We start from the raw sequence: 16,139 nt of genomic DNA on the forward strand, positions 1-16,139 counted from the left end.
GGCTCAGCAAAGCTGAGAACCCAGGATGACGGGAGCCGAATTAAGTCGCTGGCCGCGTCGCCCAAGCCCGCTGGCCGAACTCGCCGTTCGCCACAGCACTCGCGGCCCGCGGACGGAAGGCCTGCGCCCGCGCCCGCGCTTGCTCGACTTGGTTCCGCTGCAGCTGGCCTTCCAGCGCCGTCGCCCGTGCGCCGGCGTCCTGATCACCCTGACGCGCCGCGACCAAGAACCAGAACAGCGCCTCGGACGCGCTCGCATTCACGCCACGGCCCTGCTGGTAGAGGACACCAAGATTGTACTGGCTGTCCGCGACGCCCAGCTCCGCCGCCTGACGGAACCAGCGGAACGCCGCCGCTTCATCCAGCGGAGCGCCTTCGCCGCGGGCGAAATAGACACCGAGATCATGCATGGCGCGCCGGTTGCCCGAAGCGGCCGCGCGCTCGGTCCATTGACGCGCCACCGCGAGATCGGCCTGCACGCCTTCGCCGCGCTCATAAAGCTTGGCCAAGCGATACTGCGCCATCGCGAACCCACGATCCGCCGCGCGGCGGAGCATGGTGACGCCCTCTTGCGGACGGCCCGCAGCGATCCTTTGCAGCGCCAGTTCGTACTGCGCTGTCAGATTGCCCGATGTCGCCGCTTGCTCAAGCGACACCGATGCACGCGCCGGCAGCGGTCCCGCCACGATCGGCGTCACCGGTGCGTCGTTGGCCGCCACTGCCGCTTCGCCGTTCGCGCCTGTCACCGGCGCCAAGCCCTCAGCCGGCGCTTCCGCGAACGGATCGGGCGCCGCGCCATAAGGCGCATTCGGATCGGATTGATTCATCGGCGCCGCTGTCGGCTCAGCGGCCGGCTGTGGTTCAGCCGTGCCCGCATTGTCGTTGCGTTCGCTGATGTATTTCGCGCCGCCAACAATTGCGAGCGCGACCAAGCTTGCCGCGCCCCACAGAATGATGCGGCTCGACCCACGCAGGCTGAGCTTCGGCGTTTCCACGCGCGCGCTTTCACGCTCAGCCTTCGGCTGCTTGGGCAGCTTTGCCGCCTTCGGCTCCTTGCCGGGCTTTGCAGGCTTCGTTTGCGCTTGCGCCTGCGCGGCCTTGCGGGCGTTGGCGAGGTAGTCGTTCTTGCCCACTGGCGCCGGCGCGGCTTCGGACGCCGGTGTCAGATCGAGCGCCTGCGCTTCGCCGTGCAACGTATCGTGCAACTCGGCGTCGAGATCCGGCAGGTCGCCGAAGTCAGCGCCGTCATCGAAATCGGTTGTTGCGTCAAAAGTCGCCGGCGCGCTCGCCAACGGCGTCGCCGCATCGACACTCACTTCCGCATTCGGAGACCAGAATGGATCATCATCTTCCGGCGGCGGCGTCACCGCGGCGACATCGTCCAGGAACGGGTCGTCGATCAGGAGATCGGTGTCCGGCGACAACTCGATTGGCCTATACTCCGGCGGCGTGAACGGCACGTCGGCTTCGTTGCCGACCACGAGATCGTCTTCCAGCAGATCGTCGATCTCTTCGGCGAAATAGACGTCGTGTTCGTTTTCCGTTTGGCGCAGCTGCGGCGCGGTCGAGGAGGGCGCCAGCGGCGCCGCGCGCACCGGCTGGGCCGCCGCCATAGGCGACACGTACGGCTCGGATGAAGGCTCATCGAAGCTCGGGAAATCAAAATCGTTTGAGCGGCGCGACGGCGTCGGGATCGAATCCATCGGCGCGGCCAGCGGCTCCGCGTCATGTCCGCTCTGGATCCGCTCCAGCTTGGAAGCGACGCTCGAAACCGCCTTCTGCACCGGCATGATCGCTTCGGCGGAGTGTTCTTCCACCTCCGCCAGGCGCTGCATGATCGAGTTGATCGCTTCGGTGACGCGTTGGCCCGCGCGCTCTTCGCTGTCGAGCATGCGCTCGCCCAGATCGCGCGCCAGGATGTCTTGGCGCTGGTTGAAGCGGTCGGCCATGCGCGCGACTTGCTCGCCCACTTGCTCGATCGCTTGCGCGCTGCGGCCCTCAACGGCGCCAACACGCTCTTCCAGGCGCTCCGACAGGCGGCCGATTTCCAGGCCCATGCGGTCGAACGCGCCAGCTTCGCGGCGTTCGATGTCGTCGAAGCGCTTCTCCAGCGTCGTTGCCATCTTGGACAGCTCTTCGCGCACCGCCGCGCCCGCGGCGTCGTCATTGCGCGACTCCACCGTACGCAATCGCTTGTCGACCGTCTCCGACATGCGCCGGATTTCCAACGAGATCGCCTCGATCGTCTGCGCTTGGCGACGTTCAGCCGCCGCGAGGCGGCGATTCACATCCGCCAGCGCGCCTTCTAGCCCTTCGCCCGCAACGCCTTCCATCGCTGCTTGCAGCTGACCAGCCAGTTCGGTGCGCGCTTCGCCAACCATGTGCGCGACGTCTTGCGCCATGCCGTCGAGCCGATGCTCCAGCATCGCGCGCACAGCTTCTGTCTCAACTGCGCCAGTGCCTTGCTCAACGCGCGCGCCGAGCGACGACACCGTCTCTTCTAGTGTGCGGATCGCCGTGTTGGCCGTGGATTCCGTTTCCGCAATACGTTCGCTCAAACGCTGCAGCGACACATCCAGCGTCTTCACCGCACCATCAACATTCGAGCCGCCGCCATGCTCGACAGCCGCCAGCCGCGCCTCAAACGCCGCCAGCGCATCCGTCACCGGGCTGCCGGCGTGCTTGGTTTCCAGCGAACCCAAGCGTTCGGCGATATCCGTCTGCGCGTGGCGCAAATCGCTGAGATCGATCGCGCCCGACGCGCCAGCGATATCTTCAACCTGCTTCACCCGCGCCGAAAGCGTCAGCTGCGCGTTGCGCAGATCGGCAATCGCCGCACCCGCAGCTTGCCGCAAGCCCGCCGTGCTTTCGCGCGAACCTGCTTCCGCGCGTTCGATGCGCTCGATCAAAGCCGATTGTTCGCTCTTCAGTGTATCGACGGCGCCAACGCGCTTGGCGATCTCGCTTTCCAGCCGAACCACTTCTTCCAGCAGCGCCTCGCGCGTACCGCGCGTCTCGCTGATGGTTTCCGAGCGTACTTCCGCAATGGCGGTTTCCACCGCACGCCGCGTCGACGTTTCCGTCTCCGCCAAGCGTTCGCTCATCTGCTCTTGCAAACGGCGCAATTCTTGCACCGCATCGGACGACGCTTCGGCCGCTTGCCGCGCCGCTTCTTCCGCAACGCCGCGCGCTTCAGACAATGTCTGCTTCAGCGCGCTGTCGCGGCTTTCCATTTCGTTGCTAAGATAGGACGCAGCCGCTTCCGCGCGACGCGCCACTTCCTCGGCCACCGAGACCTGATGCTCCAACCGCTCACGCGCACTTGAGATTTCGCCATGCGTGCCGGAGAGCGTGTCGCTCGCCGCACGGAACTGATCCAGCGCGTCGCCGATACGATCAGCGCTCTCCGTCGCCGCCGCTTCCGCGTCTTCAACGCGTGCGGCCAATCCAAGCAGCGAGCGATCGATCGTCGAAACCGCGCGATCCAAACCGGTCACCGCGAGTTGCGTGCGGCGCTCGATCGATTCAATCCGCTGCGCCAAGCGCGCGGGATCCGTTACGCGCGACGTCGAGCCGCCAATGCTCCAATCGTCATCCGTGTTTTCATCCGCGGAGCCGAAATAGCGTGTCGAGCGCTGACGCCCCGGCTGCGGCGGTGTTTGCGTTGGCGTCGGTGTTCCACCGACAGGCGTGTTCCCCGCGAGCGCGTGCGAGAGATATTCGCCGAGGCTCATGCCCTGGCGCGCCGCAGCTTCACGCGCGGCTTCTCGCACCTTTGGGTCGATGCCCTTTACGCTCCAGCTTTGCGCGCCGCTCATATTGCCCTCGCCGCGATAACGCCGCGCGTCCGCGGCTCTCGCTCAACCCCCAGGCAAAACTCGAAAGATTCGAGAATCGCCCACGACTTTGCAGTGTCGATGAAATGGTCTGCCGTGTTAATGGCGAGTAAAATGGCAAACAGGTGGATGTGATGAACGACACGCCGCGTCAGTACGGACCCGAAACGCAAGGCGCTACATATCTGCGCGGACTGGGCGGCGCCGTGCCCGAGGTCCCGACGAATTTCCTCACGCTCGAAGCCAAAGCCAAAGAGAAAATGTCGCCCGAGGCGTGGGCGTACACGGCTGGCGGCGCTGGTTTGGAGTCCGCAATGGACGCCAATCGCGCCGCATTTCAACGCACGCAGATCATCCCGCGCATGCTGAAAGGCGCGGCGCAACGTAATCTCACAACCGAAATGTTCGGCATTAAAGCCGCCGGCCCGATCATGACGTGCCCGATCGGCGTGTTGGAAATGATGCACCCCGAGGCCGATCTCGCAGTCGCGCGCGCCACCGCCGCGCTCAACGTGCCGATGATCATTTCGTCTCAGGCATCATTTTCGATGGAGGAGATCGCCAAAGCGCACGGCGACGCGCCGCGTTTCTTCCAGCTCTACTGGGGCAAGTCCGACGCTATCGCCGAATCCTTCGTGAAGCGGGCGGAGGCGATCGGCTGCAAAGCTATCTTCATCACGCTCGACACCGTCATCCTCGGCTGGCGCCCGCGCGACCTGAACATCGGCTACTCGCCGTTCCTCCGCGGGCAAGGCATCGCACAATATACGTCCGATCCCGCGTTCCGCGCTTTGCTGCCGCAGACGCCGGAGGAAAATCCACAAGCCGCCGCGTTCCAATTCACTCAGACGTTCGGTGATGCCGGCCTCGATTGGGCGCGCATCGCCAAGATCAGATCGTGGACGAAACTACCCGTCGTCCTCAAAGGCATCATGCGCGCCGACGACGCTGCGAAGACCGTCAGCGAAGGCTATGACGGCATCTTGGTGAGCAACCACGGCGGCCGCCAGGTCGATGGCGGCATCGGCACGTTCGACGCGCTGCCGGGCGTCGTCGCCGCCGCCAAGGGCAAGATCCCTGTCATGATCGACAGCGGTATCCGCTGCGGCGCCGACATCTTCAAAGCCCTGGCCCTCGGCGCGACGGCCGTCGGCATCGGCCGTCCATATGTCTACGGCCTTGCCATCGCTGGGCAGGCCGGCGCACAAGCGGTATTGGAATACCTGTTAGCCGAGCTTGATGTCACCATGGCGCTGAACGGTTGCGCCAGCCCTCAAGAAATAGGCCCGGAATTACTGGCACTTGGAAAGAGTTAACCTGACGCCCCCGTCAACTTCCGTTGACCCATACGTCAACGGAAGCTATCACAGCCCCACTCAGCCGAGCGTGGGGTACTGCCATGACAGTCAAAGCCGATCGCACCTACACAATCTCCCAACTGGCCCGCGAATTCGAAGTCACGCCGCGCGCGCTTCGTTTCTATGAAGACAAAGGTCTCCTCATGCCGCGCCGCGAGGGCATGAACCGGGTTTACTCACACCGTGACCGCGGCAAGCTTCAACTCATCCTGCGCGGCAAGCGCGTCGGTCTCTCGCTGATCGAGATCAAAGAGATACTTGATCTCTACAGCATCGACCAACGCGCCCAGGCGCAAACCGCGCTGAAGCGCTACAAGGCGCGCGTCGTCGCGCTCGAAGCGCAACGCGAAGACGTTGAAGCCGCGATCGAGATGCTGCACGGCTATATCGGTCAGCTCGAAGGCTTTCTCGCCAAGCCTGCCGCGCCGAATGCGATGGCTAACGCGCGCGCCTTCGAGCAAGAAGCTAAGAAGCGTCTCGAAGACGCTCACTAAAACAAAGACAATAGGGAGCGAGAGATGCCGAGTTATACGGCGCCGCTGCGCGAGTACCGCTTTCTCCTGAAAGACGTGCTCGACATCGAGCGATACTCCAACCTGCCCGGCTTCTCCGATGCGCCGATGGACCTGATCGATCAGGTCCTCGAGGAAGGCGCCAAGTTCTGCGAAGGCGTGCTCGCGCCGCTGAACAAGGTTGGCGACGAACACGGCTGCAAGCGCCGCGACGACGGCTCGGTCGAAACACCGCCGGGCTTCAAGGAAGCCTACAAGCAATTCACCGACGGCGGCTGGTCGGCGCTCTCAAGCGATCCGAACTATGGCGGGCAGGGCATGCCCCACGTTGTCGCCATGGCTTGGAGCGAGATGTGCTCGAGCGCCAACATGGCCTTCACCATGTACCCCGGCCTCAGCCACGGCGCCTACGCCGCCATCCATCACCACGGCAGCGACGAGCAAAAGCAAACCTATTTGCCGAAGCTCGTCAGCGGCGAATGGACCGGCACCATGAATTTGACGGAGCCGCACTGCGGCACTGATCTGGGCATGTTGCGCACCAAAGCCATCCCGCAAGCCGATGGCAGCTATCGCATCACCGGTCAGAAGATTTTCATCTCTGCCGGCGAACACGATCTCGCGCCGAACATCATCCATCTTGTGCTCGCGCGCATCGAAGGCGCGCCGCAAGGCACCAAGGGCATCTCGCTTTTCATCGTGCCGAAGTTCGTCCTCGACAAGGACGGAAACCCGGACACGCGCAACGGCGTCGTCTGCGGCAAGATCGAAGAAAAGATGGGCATTCACGGCAATTCGACGTGCGTGCTCAACTATGACGACGCGACCGGGTATCTCGTCGGCGTGGAGAACAAGGGTCTCCAGGGCATGTTCGTGATGATGAACGTCGCCCGCCTTGGCGTTGGCCTTCAAGGCTTGAGCCAATCGGAAGTCGCGTATCAAAACGGCGTCGCCTACGCCAAGGATCGCCTGCAGGGCCGCTCCATCACCGGCGCGAAAAATCCGAATGGCCCCGCCGATCCAATCATCGTCCATCCGGACATCCGCCGCATGTTGATGGACGCCAAGGCGTTCAACGAAGCCGCGCGCGCTTTCGCCTTCTGGACCGCGCTCTACGGCGATCTGCTCACCAACTCGCCCGACGAAAAAGTGCGCGAGAAGGCCGACGACTACATGGGCCTGATGACGCCGGTCATCAAAAGCTATTTGACCGACAAGGGCTACGCCAACGCCACCAATTGCCAGCAAATCTTCGGCGGCCACGGCTACATCGAGGAGCACGGCATGTCGCAATTCGTGCGCGATGCCCGTATCGCCATGATCTACGAAGGCGCCAACGGCATCCAGGCGCTCGATCTGGTCGGCCGCAAGCTCGGCGCCAATGGCGGCCGCGCTCTGTTCGCGTTCTTCAAGGAGATCGACGAATGGTGCGAAGCCAACGAAGCCGACGCTGAGCTGAAGTCCTTCACTGACGCACTGCGCTCAACCAAAGCCCAGATGCAAGACGGCGCCATGTGGCTGATGCAAAACGGCATGTCGAACTTCGACAACGCGGGCGCTGCCTCCCACGATTTCCTCAATCTCTTCGGCATCACCGCGCTCACTTATATGTGGGCGCTGCAAGCCAAAGCCGCACTCGCCGCCAAGAAGAACGGCGGCGCCGCCGATCCGTACTACGACACCAAGCTCGCCACCGGCCGCTACTTCCTCGCTCGCATGACGCCGGACGCTGGCGCACACTTGGCGAAGCTGAAGTCCGGCGCCGACCCGGTGATGGCGCTCAGCGCGGAGCAGTTCTGATGCGCGGATTGGCGCCATCGGTTTGCTCACCCGTTTACGGGGGAGCTGTCAGCGCGCGCAGCGCGATGACTGAGGGGGTGGCGCTATGAGAAGAGGCGAAGCACGCTCGCGCCAATTCGCCCGTCGTCTCCGCAAGGAGATGACGGAAGCCGAAGTCGTGCTTTGGACATTCCTCCGCAAGCGGGCGCTGAACGGCCACAAGTTTCGCCGGCAACACCCGATCGGTCCGTACATCGCCGACTTCGCCTGCGTCAGCGAGCGCCTAGTGCTCGAAGTCGACGGCGCAACGCACTGGACGCCGGAAGAGCTAGCGCACGACGCCAAGCGAACAGCATTTCTGGAGAACGCCGGCTGGCGCGTCGTCCGTGTCACGAACCTCGACGTGTTCGAGAACATGGATGGCGTTTGGCAAACAATCGCGCAGCGGTTGCCCCCTCCGGCGGCTTCGCCGCCTGCCTCCCCCGCAAGCGGGGGAAGAAACTGGAGCGAGGCATGACCAACTATACCGCCACCGTTATCTGGGAACGCGGCGACGCCGTCTTCACCGACGGCCAATACTCGCGCGCCCACGAAATCTCGTTCGACGGCGGCGTCACCATGCCGGGCTCATCCTCACCGCATGTCGTCAAGCTTCCGCTCTCACGCGAAGACGCGGTCGATCCCGAAGAAATGCTCGTGGCGTCGCTCTCGACGTGCCACATGCTGTTCGTGCTCGATTTCGCGCGCCGCGCTGGATACGTGATCGACTCCTACGTCGACGTCGCCGAAGGCGTCATGGGCAAGGACGATCGCGGCCGCATGGCCGTCACCCAAGTGAGACTCAACCCGGAAATCTCCTGGAGCGGTGCCAAGCAGCCGACCCCGGAAGAAGTCCGCGAGCTGCATCACAAGTCGCACGAAGCCTGTTTCATCGCCAATTCCTTCCGCGGCGACATCGCCATTGCGGGTGGAGAGGCGAACTAAATTTGCCGCGCTGTCGCCGGCCCGGCGGCAGCGGTCAGCGGAGTAGGCGGCAACGCCAGGGACGACTCCGGTCCCATGCAGGGTGCGAAGGCGGCGCGAGCGCGCGCTCGTCAAGTTGGAGTGAACACTATGGCTGAAGCCTATATCTATGACGCGGTTCGCACGCCGCGCGGCAAAGGCAAAGCAAACGGCTCACTGCACGAGCAAACGTCGCTGCAATTGGCGACGCAAGTGCTCGAAGCCCTCCGCGACCGCAACAATCTCGACACCTCGAAGGTCGATGACGTCGTCATGGGCGTGCTGTCGCCGATCGGCGAGCAAGGCGGCAACCTTCCGCGCATCGCCGTGCTGAACGCTGGTTACGCCGAAACCGTCGCCGGCATTCAGGTCGAGCGCTTCTGCGCCTCGGGCTTGGAAGCCTGCAACATCGCCGCCGCGAAAGTGAAATCCGGCGAAGCCGAACTCGCCATCGGCGGCGGCTGCGAGTCCATGAGCCGCGTGCCGATGGGCTCGACCGGCGGCTCCTGGGCCACTGACCCATCGATCGCGATGAAATCCTACTTCACCCCGCAAGGCGTCTCCGCTGACGCCATCGCCACCAAGTACGGCTTCTCGCGCACCGATCTCGACACCTTCGCGGTGCAAAGCCAGCAACGTGCCGCGCGCGCGTGGAAAGAAGGCCGCTTCAAGAAGTCGATCGTGCCGGTGAAAGACCAGCTCGGTCTCACGCTGCTCGACCGCGACGAATTCATGCGCCCGGAAACCACGCTGCAATCGCTCGGCGCGCTTGAGCCCAGCTTCAAGACGCAGGGCGAAGTGATGCCTGGTTTCAATGCTGTCATTCAGCAGCGCTATCCGGAAATCGAAAAGATCGATCACGTCCACCACGCCGGCAATTCGTCCGGCATCGTCGATGGCGCCGCGGGCGTTCTGATCGGCTCGAAGGAAATGGGCGAGCAACTCGGCCTGAAGCCGCGGGCGCGCATTCTCGGCGGCGCGTCGATCGGCTCCGAGCCTTCGATCATGCTCACGGGTCCGGAGTTCGTGACGCAAAAGCTGATGAAGAAGCTCGGCCTCACCAAGCAGGACATCGACCTTTGGGAGCTCAACGAAGCTTTCGCCGCGGTCGTGCTGCGCTGGGTGCAAGCGCTCGATCTCGACATGGAGAAGGTCAACGTCAATGGCGGCGCCATCGCGATGGGTCACCCCATCGGCGCAACTGGCGCAATGATCCTCGGCACCATGGTCGATGAACTCGAACGCGCCGACAAGGAACGCGCGCTCATCACGCTCTGCATCGGCGCCGGCATGGGCACCGCAACCGTGATCGAACGGGTGAACTGATGCGCGCGCTGGCTCTCGTCGCGGCGGCAGTGGTGCTGATGAGCACCGCTGCCGCGCAAACGCTGCGGCCCGCGCCGCAACTGCGTGCGGCGAGTGGCCTGCAGCAAACCGCCGATCAGCGCTGGGCTGCCGTGTTCGCGGCCGACCGCACCTACATGCAGGCCGTGGGCGACGCAACGCGAGCTGAGATCGCGTTGCGTCGCTCGCGCGGCGAAAACGTAGCGGGGCTCGAAACGGAATTGGCGCGCATGCAAGAGCAAAGCATGAGCTTCAGCATGCAATATCTCGCTTTGCAGGAAAAAATGCAGAACGAAAGCCGCCAGTACGCATTGGTGGCCGCTGTCATGCGAACCAAGCACGACACCGTGCGCAATTCGATTTCAAACGTCCGCTGAATAACAACGAAAAGCACGAAGGGTAGGTCCGATGGAAAACTTCAAGATCGACGTCGACAGCGACGGCATCGCACTCGTCACGTTCGACGTGCCGGGCCGCTCCATGAACACGATCACCGCGAGCGTGATCCGTGATCTCATCGAGCTGAACGACAAGATCAGGAAGGACGACGCCATCAAGGGCGTGGTCATCACCTCGGGCAAGACCTCCGGCTTCTGCGCCGGCGCCGATCTCGGCGAAATGAACGAGCGCGGCGTCGGCGGCTCGTCCGCGCCGAAGACCGAAGAAGAAAAGCTCCGTACCCAGTTCGAGCGCGGCTTTGGCTTGAACACGCTCTATCGCAACCTCGAAACCTGCGGCAAACCGGTCGCCTTCGCGCTCGAAGGTCTGGCACTCGGCGGCGGCCTCGAATTCGCGCTCGCCGGCCATTACCGCGTCGCCGCTGACAATCCGAAGATCAAACTCGGCCTGCCGGAGTCCAAGGTCGGCTTGCTGCCTGGCGCTGGCGGCACGCAGCGTCTGCCGCGCCTGATCGGTGTGCAGAACGCCGCGATGATGATCCTGCAAGGCGCTGACAAGTCACCGCAAGAGGCCAAGGGTCTCGGCTTCATCAACGAAGTCGTTCCGGCCGGTAAGACGGTCGAAGCCGCGACCGCTTGGGTGAAGTCGACGCTACCGTGGGACTACGCCAAAGGCCCGAACCCGAAGTCGATCGCGCCGTGGGATGTCAAAGGCTACAGAGTCAAAGACGGCCCGTTCACGCCGGCCGGCGCCATGGCTGCTGTCGGCGGCAACGCCATGGTCTCGAAGCAAACCAACCTCAACTATCCGGCGCAGCGCAACATTCTCTCGTGCATCTACGAAGGCATGCAGGTGCCGATCGACGCGGCGCTCCGCATTGAGAGCCGCTACTTCATTAAGACCGCCAACACGCCGCAAGCCAAAGGCATGGTGCGTTCGCTGTTCGTGAACATGCAGGCGCTCGGCAAAGGCGGAAACCGCCCCGAAGGCATCCCGACCTACGACATCAAGAAAGTCGCCGTGATCGGCGCTGGCCTCATGGGCGCCGGCATCGCCTACGTGCAAGCCAAGGCCGGTATCGAAACCATCCTGCTCGATGTCAATCAAGAAGGCGCCGACAAAGGCAAGGCCTACTCACAACGCATCGTCGACAAGGACGTCTCGCGTGGCAAGATCACTAAGGAGAAGGGCGACGCGCTGCTCGCGCTGATCACGCCCTCGACCGATTATTCGCTGATCAAAGGCGCCGACCTTGTTGTCGAAGCCGTGTTCGAGAATGTCGCGCTGAAAGCGGAAGTCACCAAGAAGGCCGAAGCCTTCCTCGGCGAAAACGCCGTGTTCGGCTCCAACACCTCGACGCTGCCGATCACCGGTCTCGCCGAAGCTTCGGCGCGCCCAAAGAACTTCATCGGCATCCACTTCTTTTCGCCGGTCGAGCGCATGGGTCTCGTCGAACTGATCATGGGCAAGGAAACCACCGCAGAAACCCAAGCCAAGGCGATCGACTACGTCATCAAGATCAAGAAGACGCCGATCACCGTGAACGACTTCCGCGGCTTCTACACCTCGCGCTGCTTCGGCACCTATCCGGCCGAAGGCGTCGAGATGCTGATGGAAGGCATAGCGCCGGCGATCATCGAAAACGTTGGCCGCCAATGCGGCATGCCGATGGGCCCGCTCGAAGTCTCCGACTCTGTCGGCCTTGATACCGCGCTGAAGATCGGCAAGACTAACGCCGAGCTGACGCAGCAGGACTACAAGAAGGATCCGCGCGCCGCGATGTTGTCGTGGATCGTTGAGGACAAGGGCCGCGTCGGTCGCAAAGCCGGCAAGGGCTACTACGAGTACGGCGAGGACGGCAAACCGACTCGCATCTGGCCCGGCATCTCCGAGCGCGTCGAAGTGAAAGTCAAAGAGTGCCCGCCGGAGCTCAAGACGGAGCTCACCAAGCGCTATCTCTTCCGCCAATGCATCGAAGTCGCGCGCTGTTTCGAAGAAGGTGTCATCACCGATCCGCGCGACGCCGACGTCGGCTCGATCCTCGCCTGGGGTTTCGCGCCATATAGCGGCGGCTGCATCAGCTACATCGACCTGTTCTGGGGAACGAAGAAATTCGTCGAAGAAGCCGACCGCCTCGCCGACACCTACGGCGAACGCTTCCGCCCGAACAAATTGCTGCGCGACATGGCCGCCAAAGGCGAGACGTTTTACGACCGCTTCGGCGCAAAGCAGAAGGCCGCAGCATAAAGTCGGAAAGGGCCGCCTTCGGGCGGCCCTTTTTGCATCGAGGTACGACATGGATCAGTTCACTTTGGCGAACCCAGTGTTCGTCACGTACGCCATCGCGGCCTCCATCATGGTTTTGAAGATCATGCTGCAAGGCTGGATCACAGTCGCGCGCATGATCAAGAACGATGCCGGCCTGGTGAACCCCGAAGACATCAAACCTGGCCCCGCCAACCGCAATCCGCGTCCCGAACAGCTTCAGCCACTGGAGGACGTCGATCGCTCGCGCCGCATCCACCGCAACGATCTCGAAAACATCCCGGCCTTCCTGGCGATAGGCTTGATCTTCGTCGCCATCGCACCCCCACTCGCCGCGCAGTGGCTCATGTACGGCTTCGTCGCGGCGCGCCTTCTACACACGATCGTGTACTCGACAGCGCAGCGCCACGAAGTCCGCGCCGTGTTCTATTCAGTGGGCTCGCTCATCGTCATTGCCATGGCAATTTGGGTGCTTCTCGTCGCCATTTCGGCGGCGTCTTGATCGCCCGCCCCGTCTTCGAACCCGTGCGCGGCACGGCCTGACCTGGGGCGAGGGCTCTCGTTACCGGCGCCCCCTATCGCGCCACGCGAAATTCACGCGCCCGGTTAGCTTCGCACGCGCAACAAGACGCAACCACGTTGCCACCGCCTGCCAACCCGCGTAACCGTAAGCGCTGGTCTAAGGACAGGGGTGTACTCATGATCGCGCGTTGGATGATTGTCGGTTTCGTTCTCTGGCTGGTGGTCACGCTGGCGTTCCGTTTTGTCGGCGAGGACTTCTTCACCACCGGCCCGTCAGGCAGCATCTCGTGGCTCTTCATGACCTTGCCCTTCATTATGTTCGCACTGACGTTCGCGCTGCTGAAGCTGTTCAAGGTCGATCCCTCGGATCGCGCCGAAGCCGCCTCGATCTTCGCGGTGCCTGGCCTCATCATCGGCGTCTACGAGATCAACAGCTTCCAGTTCGTTTTCCCGAACCTCGATCCGGCGCTTGGCCCGTCGTTCTCGGCGCTGATGTTCGCCTGCTACGCGGCTGTGATCATCGCCGGCATCGTATCATCGCGCCTGCACACGCTCGGCGGCGCCAGCAGCTAAGTTCAATACTGACGTCAGGTGAGGGGGTGCGCTTCCCGCGCGCCCCCTTATCTTGTTCGCGATGGCTCAACTCACCGATCCGCTTCAGCTCCGCTCCGGCGCCACGCTGAAGAACCGCTTCATCCTCTCGCCGCTCACCAACCTGCAAAGCCACGCCGACGGCGTCTTGAGCGACGACGAATTCCGCTGGCTCACCATGCGCGCCGAAGGCGGTTTCGCGCTCACCATGACCTGCGCCGCGTCCGTGCAAGAAAGCGGCGTCGGCTTTCCCGGCCAACTCGGCTTTCACGACGAGAAGCACCTCCAAGGCATCACGCGCCTCGCGCGCACCATTAAAGAGCATGTCAGCCACGCCGTCGCGCAATTGCACCATGGTGGCCTTCGCGCGATGAAAGGCCATAAGGCGCCGTCGGCCGACGAAAAACTCAACGCCGAAGCCATGACGCTCGACGAAGTCCGCGCCTCCCGCGATCACTTCATCGCCGCTGCTCAGCGCGCCGAACGCGCCGGCTTCGACGGCGTCGAACTTCACGGCGCTCACGGCTATCTGATCTGCTCGTTCCTCAGCCCCGAACTCAACCGCCGCGAGGATGAATACGGCGGCTCACCCGAAAACCGCGCGCGCTTTCTCAACGAATGCATCGACGGCGTCCGCGCTGCCACCAAGTCCGGCTTCTCGCTCGGCGTCCGCCTCTCACCGGAGCGCTGGGGCATCCAGCTCCCCGAAATCCGCGATCTCGCCCAGCGCCTGATGCGCGAAGCCAAGATCGATTACATCGACATGTCGCTCTGGGACGTCCGCAAAGAACCAAACGACGAAGCCTACCAAGGCCGCACGCTCGCCTCCTATTTCACCGAGCTCGATCGCAACGGCACGCGTCTCGGCGCCGCCGGCAAGATCATGTCGGCGCAAGATGCGCGCGACGTCATCGCCATGGGCTTCGACTTTCCCGTCCTCGGCCGCGCCGCCATCCTGCACCACGATTTCCCAAAGCGCGCCGCGAGCGACGCAAATTTCACCGCCATCGCCACACCCGTTAGCGAAGCGTACTTGCACGAAGAGGGTTTAGGCCCAGCCTTCGTTCAATATATGCGCACCTGGAAGGGCTTCGTCGAGGAACCCGCGGCCTGATCAATCCGTGGGCGTTTGATCAATTCTTGCGCGTCCGCGCTTCGCCGACGCTGACTTCCGCAATTCTCGCGCGCCGCCGCCCCGCGCGTGATCGACTGCGAGTCACGCGCACCGCGGAGCCACGCCTGAAAATCCTGCTCGTCTCCGATCTGCACTACGCCTTGAAGCAGTTCGACTGGGTCGTCGCTAACGCGCCCAGTTTCGACGTCGTCGTGCTCGCCGGCGATCATGTCGATATCGCCGGGCAACTCAGCGGCAGCGTGCAGGTCACGGTGATCCTGAAATACCTGCGCCGTCTCGCGCCGCTCACCCGCGTCGTCGTTTCCTCCGGCAATCACGACCTCGATACGCGCGACGGCGCCGGCGAGAAGGTCGCCGCCTGGATGAACCGCGTGCGGCAGCTCGGCATCGCCGCCGATGGCGACACAATCGAAGCCAACGGCGCACTGATCACGATCTGCCCGTGGTGGGACGGCCCCGTCGTGCGCGAAGCGGTCAGCGCGCTGCTGCAGCGCGACGCCGCCAAACGCGCCGGCAAACAATGGATTTGGGTCTATCACGCTCCGCCTGCGGACTCGCCGACAAGCTGGACTGGTCGCGAACATTTCGGCGACGCCGATCTCAGCGCTTGGATCGAAACCCACGCGCCCGATCTCGTGCTCACGGGCCACATCCACGAAGCGCCGTTCAAACGCGACGGCTCCTGGGCCGATCGTATTGGCGCGAGCTGGGTGTTCAATTCCGGCCGCCAAATCGGCCCGACGCCCACACACATTGCCATCGACACCCAAGTGCGCGAAGCCGCGTGGTTCTCGCTCGCCGGCGCCGAACTCGCGCGCCTCGACTTGCCGCTGACACGTCCGCTTCAATCGCTCGAAATCGCGCCAGCTTGGCTCAGTAGTCCGGCTCTCGGTCCGAGCCTGGCGTGAACGTGTTGTTCTGCTCGTGCAGCAGCGTTTCCAGAATGTCGTCGACCATGCCCAGATGATTGGCCTGGTCTTCAAACTGCAGCTTCAGGTCTGCGAGATACGCGGTCACGCCGTAGAGGCGATGCGCCAACAGCTTCGCCAGAACGAAGGAGAGTTCCGGATTGGCCTGCAGGAAGGCCACGCCATCCTCCGCCACATAGGCGCGGCACGCACCGTCCGCGCGCACCGTCGCCATGTGCGGAATGCCCAAGAGCGCCGACATGTCGCCAAAGATCGCGCCGCGATCGGCGACAACGTTGATCTGCAACTCACCCTTCAGCACCTCGACGGCGCCGTCGAGCAGCACATAAAGCCGCCCCGTCAACGCGCCTTCGCCGAGCAGCACGTCGCCTGCCGCGAACGCCACGACAGGCAAGCCCTCACAAAACTCTTCGGCAGACCGCACCGGCTCGACTCCCAGCCCGAACCTGAAGGGCGTCGCCGCGCCGC

The 16,139-nt window shown here is 63.5% G+C and carries 14 protein-coding genes; 12 read left to right on the plus strand and 2 right to left on the minus strand.

Annotated elements, in window-relative coordinates; genetic code table 11:
- Positions 1-40: 40 nt before the first annotated feature.
- The gene (locus tag DSM104635_RS05115; RefSeq protein WP_158765170.1) at positions 41-3,817 is read right to left on the minus strand and encodes an SEL1-like repeat protein; all 3,777 of its coding nucleotides are present in this window, start codon (positions 3,815-3,817) and stop codon (positions 41-43) included.
- A 152-nt stretch (positions 3,818-3,969) separates the two neighbouring features.
- Between DSM104635_RS05115 and DSM104635_RS05120 the strand changes: the two genes are divergently transcribed.
- From DSM104635_RS05120 to DSM104635_RS05175, 12 genes are all read left to right on the plus strand, one after another.
- Entirely contained in the window at positions 3,970-5,151 is a 1,182-nt protein-coding gene (locus DSM104635_RS05120) for an alpha-hydroxy-acid oxidizing protein (RefSeq protein WP_158765171.1), read from the plus strand.
- Positions 5,152-5,234: 83 nt separating this feature from the next.
- Entirely contained in the window at positions 5,235-5,687 is a 453-nt protein-coding gene (locus DSM104635_RS05125; protein WP_158765172.1) for a MerR family transcriptional regulator, read from the plus strand.
- Positions 5,688-5,711: 24 nt separating this feature from the next.
- Positions 5,712-7,505 (plus strand): acyl-CoA dehydrogenase C-terminal domain-containing protein, encoded by a 1,794-nt coding sequence (locus DSM104635_RS05130; RefSeq protein WP_158765173.1) that lies wholly within the window; start codon positions 5,712-5,714, stop codon positions 7,503-7,505.
- A gap of 85 nt (positions 7,506-7,590) precedes the next feature.
- Entirely contained in the window at positions 7,591-8,001 is a 411-nt protein-coding gene (locus DSM104635_RS05135) for an endonuclease domain-containing protein (protein WP_158765174.1), read from the plus strand.
- Complete coding sequence (locus DSM104635_RS05140) at positions 7,998-8,468, plus strand: OsmC family protein (protein ID WP_158765175.1); 471 nt, start codon at positions 7,998-8,000, stop codon at positions 8,466-8,468. The genes DSM104635_RS05135 and DSM104635_RS05140 overlap by 4 nt, the downstream gene beginning before the upstream one ends.
- Positions 8,469-8,597: 129 nt before the next feature.
- On the plus strand, positions 8,598-9,812 hold the full coding sequence (locus DSM104635_RS05145; RefSeq protein WP_158765176.1) for an acetyl-CoA C-acetyltransferase: 1,215 nt from the start codon (positions 8,598-8,600) through the stop codon (positions 9,810-9,812).
- Positions 9,812-10,207: a hypothetical protein gene (locus tag DSM104635_RS05150; RefSeq protein ID WP_158765177.1), complete on the plus strand. Its 396-nt coding sequence runs from the start codon at positions 9,812-9,814 to the stop codon at positions 10,205-10,207. Before DSM104635_RS05145 ends, DSM104635_RS05150 begins: the two co-directional genes overlap by 1 nt.
- A gap of 31 nt (positions 10,208-10,238) precedes the next feature.
- Positions 10,239-12,476: a 3-hydroxyacyl-CoA dehydrogenase NAD-binding domain-containing protein gene (locus DSM104635_RS05155; protein WP_158765178.1), complete on the plus strand. Its 2,238-nt coding sequence runs from the start codon at positions 10,239-10,241 to the stop codon at positions 12,474-12,476.
- A 49-nt stretch (positions 12,477-12,525) separates the two neighbouring features.
- Positions 12,526-12,996 (plus strand): MAPEG family protein, encoded by a 471-nt coding sequence (locus DSM104635_RS05160; protein ID WP_158765179.1) that lies wholly within the window; start codon positions 12,526-12,528, stop codon positions 12,994-12,996.
- A 197-nt stretch (positions 12,997-13,193) separates the two neighbouring features.
- On the plus strand, positions 13,194-13,589 hold the full coding sequence (locus DSM104635_RS05165) for a DUF5367 family protein (protein WP_158765180.1): 396 nt from the start codon (positions 13,194-13,196) through the stop codon (positions 13,587-13,589).
- A 61-nt stretch (positions 13,590-13,650) separates the two neighbouring features.
- Positions 13,651-14,721 carry an NADH:flavin oxidoreductase gene (locus DSM104635_RS05170; protein WP_158765181.1) on the plus strand — a complete coding sequence of 357 codons (1,071 nt, stop codon included), beginning with the start codon at positions 13,651-13,653 and terminating at the stop codon, positions 14,719-14,721.
- Between the two features lie 26 nt (positions 14,722-14,747).
- Positions 14,748-15,650, plus strand: coding sequence for a metallophosphoesterase family protein (locus DSM104635_RS05175; RefSeq protein ID WP_228445873.1), 903 nt, complete (start codon positions 14,748-14,750; stop codon positions 15,648-15,650).
- Here the strand turns inward: DSM104635_RS05175 and DSM104635_RS05180 are convergent.
- Positions 15,616-16,095: a Crp/Fnr family transcriptional regulator gene (locus DSM104635_RS05180; RefSeq protein WP_228445875.1), complete on the minus strand. Its 480-nt coding sequence runs from the start codon at positions 16,093-16,095 to the stop codon at positions 15,616-15,618. The genes DSM104635_RS05175 and DSM104635_RS05180 overlap by 35 nt on opposite strands.
- Positions 16,096-16,139: the final 44 nt, after the last annotated feature.

Source organism: Terricaulis silvestris, assembly GCF_009792355.1.
GTDB lineage: Bacteria > Pseudomonadota > Alphaproteobacteria > Caulobacterales > Aquidulcibacteraceae > Vitreimonas > Vitreimonas silvestris.

Bases quoted from the DNA above. Each gene is read 5' to 3' on its own strand.
- DSM104635_RS05115 (WP_158765170.1), bottom strand. From the start codon at position 3,817: ATGAGCGGCGCGCAAAGCTGGAGCGTAAAGGGCATCGACCCAAAGGTG.
- DSM104635_RS05120 (WP_158765171.1), top strand. From the start codon at position 3,970: ATGAACGACACGCCGCGTCAGTACGGACCCGAAACGCAAGGCGCTACA.
- DSM104635_RS05125 (WP_158765172.1), top strand. From the start codon at position 5,235: ATGACAGTCAAAGCCGATCGCACCTACACAATCTCCCAACTGGCCCGC.
- DSM104635_RS05130 (WP_158765173.1), top strand. From the start codon at position 5,712: ATGCCGAGTTATACGGCGCCGCTGCGCGAGTACCGCTTTCTCCTGAAA.
- DSM104635_RS05135 (WP_158765174.1), top strand. From the start codon at position 7,591: ATGAGAAGAGGCGAAGCACGCTCGCGCCAATTCGCCCGTCGTCTCCGC.
- DSM104635_RS05140 (WP_158765175.1), top strand. From the start codon at position 7,998: ATGACCAACTATACCGCCACCGTTATCTGGGAACGCGGCGACGCCGTC.
- DSM104635_RS05145 (WP_158765176.1), top strand. From the start codon at position 8,598: ATGGCTGAAGCCTATATCTATGACGCGGTTCGCACGCCGCGCGGCAAA.
- DSM104635_RS05150 (WP_158765177.1), top strand. From the start codon at position 9,812: ATGCGCGCGCTGGCTCTCGTCGCGGCGGCAGTGGTGCTGATGAGCACC.
- DSM104635_RS05155 (WP_158765178.1), top strand. From the start codon at position 10,239: ATGGAAAACTTCAAGATCGACGTCGACAGCGACGGCATCGCACTCGTC.
- DSM104635_RS05160 (WP_158765179.1), top strand. From the start codon at position 12,526: ATGGATCAGTTCACTTTGGCGAACCCAGTGTTCGTCACGTACGCCATC.
- DSM104635_RS05165 (WP_158765180.1), top strand. From the start codon at position 13,194: ATGATCGCGCGTTGGATGATTGTCGGTTTCGTTCTCTGGCTGGTGGTC.
- DSM104635_RS05170 (WP_158765181.1), top strand. From the start codon at position 13,651: ATGGCTCAACTCACCGATCCGCTTCAGCTCCGCTCCGGCGCCACGCTG.